This is a genomic window from Vibrio sp. V19_P1S1T109 (genome assembly GCF_002241375.1).
Lineage (GTDB): Bacteria > Pseudomonadota > Gammaproteobacteria > Enterobacterales > Vibrionaceae > Vibrio > Vibrio anguillarum.
The window spans coordinates 1-5,113 of record NZ_NDIM01000192.1; the positions used below are offsets into that span (position 1 = coordinate 1).

Here is a 5,113-nt window from a genome sequence, read left to right on the forward strand (position 1 = left end):
CCATAAATACAGAAAGAAAAATAAGGAAAGCAGATGAAACACATAAGGAAAACCTTGCTTGCGTCAGCAATGGTAACACTATTTAACGTCAGTGCTTATGCGCACACCCCGATTGATTTAGGGGTAGTCAATGAAGATAAACTCATTGAAATGTTAGTGCGTAACGGTGTTGTGGATGCCAATGCTACCGATGCAGTCAAGCGCGATGCCTTGGATCGTTATTTAGAGCAAAAAATCAAATCGGGCTTCCACGGTGATGCGCAATTTGGTAAGCAAGCTCTTGAGCAACGCGCACGGGTATTAAAGACCATTGAAAAACAAAAAGGCCACCAAAAAGCCAGCGTTTTTGCTCTCGATATCAGCACCAAACGCACCGATAAGGTATTAGCGCTTTTAATTGATTTTCCCGATTTACCTTGGAACGATAACCGCCTGACCAAAGAGCATACTGAAATGCTCTATGCCAGCTACAATCCACCTCACTATCAAGATCTGCTTTTTTCCGATGCGGGCTATGCAGGCCCTAATGGAGAAAATTTCATCTCGATGCGTCAGTATTATGAAAGCGAGTCTGGGCAAAGCTACAGTGTGGCCGGGCAAGCCGCAGGTTGGTATCGCGCGTCTAAAAACGCCGCGTTTTACGGGGGCAACTCTGCAACAACAGACAAAGATATGAATGCGCAAGAGTTGGTGCGCGAAGCACTGAACCAACTGGCGCAAGACCCTAGTATTAATCTGGCCGATTACGATATTGAAGATCGTTACGATTACAATGGTAATGGCAACTTCCGCGAACCGGACGGCGTAATCGATCACTTGATGGTGTTCCATGCATCCGTTGGTGAAGAAGCCGGCGGCGGTGTGCTTGGACCTGACGCCATATGGTCCCACCGTTATAATCTCGGCCAACCTTATGTCCTTCAAGGCACAAAAAGTACGCTTCCAGATCGCTTTAACGGCCAATATGCCGCCTTTGATTACACCATGCAACCGATTGATGCGGCCGCTGGGGTTTGCGCACACGAGTATGGCCACGATTTAGGTTTGCCTGACGAATACGATACCCAATACACAGGTAAAGGTGAGCCAGTTTCCTATTGGTCCATCATGTCTTCTGGCAGTTGGGCCGGAAAAATTGGCGGAACACAACCGACGGCATTCAGCTCTTGGTCTAAACAGTTCTTACAAAAAGCGGTCGGTGGTCGTTGGATCAATGACGATCAAATTTCGATTGCAGAGTTAGAGAAAAATCCTCGCGTATTTACCCTATTCCAAACCACTGACAATGCTCGACCAAATATGGTGAAGATTGATTTACCACTGAAACGTGCTGATGGAGTGAAGCCTTATCAAGGTTCGTCCGCTTTTTATTCAAACCGAGGCGATGATCTGAAAAATAGCATGTCTCGTAAGCTTTCTATCCCTACAGGTGAACAAGCTACGCTGAATTTTAAAGCATGGTATCAGATTGAAAAAGACTACGACTTTGCACGCGTACTGATCAATGGTAAAGCGATTGCAGGTAACATCACCACCATGGATGACCCGTACAATACAGGGCTTGTACCTGCTATTGCTGGTCAGTCGGATGGCTGGGTCGATGCGATATTTGACGTCTCCCAGTGGGCAGGCCAAGAAGTGACACTCAGCTTTGACTATGTCACTGATGGCGGCTTAGCCATGGAAGGTCTTTACCTTGATAACCTACAGTTAGAGGTCGACGGGCAGCAAACCCTTATTGATGATGCCGAAGGAACATCCACCTTCGCCTTTAAAGGTTACACCACCAACAATGGCTTCCATGAAGCGCCACACTATTATTTACTGCAATGGCGTAGCCACAATGACGTCGACCAAGGCTTAGCAAATATCAAACGCATGGGCCAGTTGATGACTTTCGAACCCGGCCTACTGGTTTGGTATGTGGATGAATCTTACACGGATAACTGGGTAGGTAACCACCCAGGTGAAGGTTGGTTAGGTGTCGTCGATGCGGATCAAAACGCATTGGTTTGGTCAAAAACTGGTGAGGCCGCACAAACGCGCTTCCAAGTGCGAGATGCAACCTTCTCATTGCAAGATCAAACACCTCTACGTTTAGTCGCTGCCGATGGTGATGTGCTCGAAGACACAAGCTTAATCGGTAATGGTAATTTCTCTGATGGCGCGGATTACAGCTCACCATTAGTATCAGATGCTGGGCGTAAGTTAACGGAATTTGGCTTGATGATCGACATCCTCAACCAAGGCCAAGACAATGAGTACGGCGTAATTCGCTTATCAAAAGTCAGCGAACAAAACCAAGCTCCTGTCGCCAACTTTGAGCTTAAAACCGACGGTTTATCTGTCAGTGCTCTCAACTACAGCCATGATGAAGATGGCGAGCTAGTCAGTTACGCATGGGATTTTGGCAACGGCCAAATGAGCAGTGAAATGGCGCCAAGCTGGAGCTACACCAAAGCAGGACAATACACCGTAAGCCTAACCGTAACGGATGATAAAGGCGCAATCAACACCACAACGCGCACAATACAGGTTGAAGTGCCTAACGCATTACCGCAAGCCAGTGCTAAATATATCCACCTTGGACGCTGGGTAACAATGTGGTCAACCAGCAGCGATAGCGATGGGCGTATTGTCGATACGGAATGGACCCTGCCGAATGGAAAAATAAAACGTGGCAAACTCTTCACCGCCATTTTCCCAAGCTCTGGAAAACATGAAGTGAAAATTAAAGTGATGGATGACAAAGGTGCAACAGTGACTAACACCATTGTGGTGAATTTGTAACCACCTATTCTATTTTCTCTTAGAGAACTTGAGCGCGGCTTCGGTCGCGCTCTTCTTTATTGGATAAACAGAATTAAAGCGATTGATCACTTAACCTTTCCAACGCCTCGACGCGTTTGAGTTGTTTGACCTCAAACGTTTGGGTACGCAGTTGCGTAATTTTCTGATTTTTTTCATCTTGGCTCAAACGCGTATTTTCAAGCACCGCCGAACGCTGTTGTAGATAGTTTTCGAGATGCTGAGAAAACTGCTCTCGTTGTTCACTAAGCTGCGTTAACCGCTGTACTCCTTGTTCGCCAACCAACTCGTTCCAAGCTAAGTATTGCTCTTGCGTGGACAAATGGCGACTCGCGTTGAGTGCTGGCAGTAGTTGTACATTGCGTTCACTGCGCTGAATGTATTCTGGCTGCTGCGCTAATAACGTTTGCCACTGCAACTGCTCATCATATGAATCTACTGCTTGAGCTTTAATACGCAGCTTTTCTAAGGCTAAATTTCGCAACGCATTCTCTTCACCAAACAGCATACTTTGCTGGTCAACGTTAAAAAATTGACTTTGTATTTTCAGTAACTGCTGATTGATCTCAGCTAAGGTAGCAAGATCGAGATTGGCGATGGAAGAATTAGCCTCTAACTCAGCTAATGCTTGTTTGTATTGGATAAACTGTTCAAAAAGCATTGGATCGATCACCACGCCCTCATCCTGCTCAGCATGCTGGGCAATGCGCAGCTCAACCTCAGGTAATGAACTCTCTCCTAATGTAGAGATAAAATAGTGAATTAAATCAAGACTCGATGCGCTGTCTATCTGCGTATCTTGTTGAGATGGCGTTTGTAACGCGCTCTGTGATGATACTGGCTTTTGCAGAAAAAGCACCGCACCGATGCTCCCCAAGATGATCACGATAAAACCAAATAGTGCGGGCTTTTTCATAGCCAATCCTTATAAAGTTTGATGTTACAAAACTTGAAGTTATAAACCTCGAAACTATCAACCTCGAGACTATCAACCTCGAAGTTATAAACCTTGAAGCTTCAATCGATTAGCGTGCTGGCGATACAAGGTAACGGGGTCAGTTTCAAAAAGGTGGTGTATCCCAAGCAAGCCGTTGATTTCATCTAAGTGGTTCATTTGGTAATCATCGCGGATCACCTTACCCAAGTGAGTACTGCATACGCCGACTAAACCATCATTAGGGCCATTAAAGACAAGCCCAGTCAACATCATCGCAGCATCAGTTGGGTCAAGGAGGTTGGTAAAGGTCGAAGATCCTGTCCACGAATAGTAATAAACACCATTGTCAGCCAGTAATTCACCATCACCACATTCACTGCTTGGAACGCCTTCTGGGTAGTGTTGATTAAACGCTAGCGAACCTTGGGTAGTTAAGGCTTCTAAGGAGGCTAAAGGATCTTGCTCTAGGTTACTTCCCCCAGAAAGCAGGCCAACCAAACCCGCCAATCCTTGCGCCATTTTGACAGCAATCGCTTCAGAAATGGAGCCCTCTTTAATGTGCCCACGCACTAAATCTGCCACGATTGAGCCTTTATTCACGCCACCAATGCTAGTCACGGACGCCACAAGATCGGGCCGAACTGATGCAACATAGCGAGCCGTTGGTCCGCCATGACTATGGCCAATCAGGTTAACTTTTTGAGCGCCCGTGGCAGCTAAAAGTGACTCCACTTGTTGCAATAGTTGTTCACCTCGCCGCTCAGAACTGTGAGTCGCGGAGACTTGAGCCACGTAGACCTTTGCGCCATCTTTCGTCAGTGATTGCGGAATGCCGTAGAAATAATCGACTCCGGCCAGCGTATCAAAACCAAATAAGCCATGAACTAACACAATAGGATACTGGGTTTGGGTATAGCCTGTCTTACTTAACGCCACCGTGCTGGTTGCCGCCAGCGCCGTGGTACTCAGCAGACAAAAAGCAGCAATAATAATCGTTTTTTTCAAAGTAAATTCCTTCTTATTGTAGTGCCTGGTTTAGGCGCGGCATACATCTAGCCTACCGTTACCACACCAGAGATTAGACCTCTGAGGAGCACCCTAACTTTAGAAGAAAAGCACTTTATTTCATGTCGGCTTACCAGCTTCGTGAATGAACTAAAAAAAACAACAGATAAAATTAACATCGCATTAACAAAAAGAGCACTCACGTTTTAGCTAATTAAGCCAAAAGCATGAGCGCTCTTTACTACTCAATCATGAACTGATTGCGCTATTTTATAATAAATTGAATACCATCGGCTAACCAACCTTCAGACCAAACCTTGACTTGCCGAATGGCCGATCCGGCTGGCAACTCAAACACTTCAT

At 46.1% G+C, this 5,113-nt stretch carries 4 protein-coding genes; 1 reads left to right on the forward strand and 3 read right to left on the reverse strand.

Going from position 1 to position 5,113, the window contains the following annotated elements; genetic code table 11:
• Window positions 1–33 precede the first annotated feature (33 nt).
• Window positions 34–2,790, forward strand: coding sequence for an immune inhibitor A domain-containing protein (locus B9J87_RS09140; RefSeq protein ID WP_094150352.1), 2,757 nt, complete (start codon window positions 34–36; stop codon window positions 2,788–2,790).
• A gap of 73 nt (window positions 2,791–2,863) precedes the next feature.
• Here the strand turns inward: B9J87_RS09140 and B9J87_RS09145 are convergent, their stop codons facing one another.
• The 3 genes from B9J87_RS09145 to B9J87_RS17980 form a co-directional block, all read right to left on the reverse strand.
• Entirely contained in the window at window positions 2,864–3,724 is an 861-nt protein-coding gene (locus B9J87_RS09145; RefSeq protein WP_094150354.1) for a lipase secretion chaperone, read from the reverse strand.
• Window positions 3,725–3,808: 84 nt separating this feature from the next.
• The gene (locus B9J87_RS09150) at window positions 3,809–4,750 is read right to left on the reverse strand and encodes a lipase family alpha/beta hydrolase (protein WP_094150356.1); all 942 of its coding nucleotides are present in this window, start codon (window positions 4,748–4,750) and stop codon (window positions 3,809–3,811) included.
• 265 nt (window positions 4,751–5,015) lie between these two features.
• Complete coding sequence (locus B9J87_RS17980) at window positions 5,016–5,108, reverse strand: beta-prism lectin domain-containing protein (protein WP_369679022.1); 93 nt, start codon at window positions 5,106–5,108, stop codon at window positions 5,016–5,018.
• Window positions 5,109–5,113 lie beyond the last annotated feature (5 nt).

Excerpts from the sequence above, each read along its gene's own strand:
- B9J87_RS09145 (WP_094150354.1), bottom strand. The coding sequence starts at position 3,724 with ATGAAAAAGCCCGCACTATTTGGTTTTATCGTGATCATCTTGGGGAGC.
- B9J87_RS09140 (WP_094150352.1), top strand. The coding sequence starts at position 34 with ATGAAACACATAAGGAAAACCTTGCTTGCGTCAGCAATGGTAACACTA.